1 pseudogene is annotated in these 202 nt (G+C 74.3%); it reads right to left on the bottom strand.

Features of this window, described 5'->3' with window-relative positions:
• Window positions 1-202: pseudogene (locus IF78_RS44815) on the bottom strand (acetyl-/propionyl-CoA carboxylase subunit alpha); the annotation flags it as partial.

Below are 202 nucleotides of genomic sequence, written 5' to 3'. Positions count from 1 at the left end.
GACCTCCTGGCCTTCCTCGACGGCGACCTTGACGATGGTGCCCTGCATCGGGGAGGCCAGGGTGTCACCGGAGGCGGCCGGACCCGACTTCTTCGCCGCCCGGCGCTTGGGCTTGGCGCCGGCCGCGAGGCCGGTGCGGGCCAGGGTCATGCCGAGCGAGGCCGGCAGGGAGACTTCCAGGCGCTTGCCGCCGACCTCGACC

Origin of the sequence: Streptomyces bicolor (assembly GCF_000719285.1) — a bacterium.
In the GTDB taxonomy this organism is placed as follows: domain Bacteria; phylum Actinomycetota; class Actinomycetes; order Streptomycetales; family Streptomycetaceae; genus Streptomyces; species Streptomyces bicolor.
The sequence above is the reverse complement of the archived record's forward strand: the minus strand, read 5'-3'. Positions and strand labels throughout refer to the sequence as shown.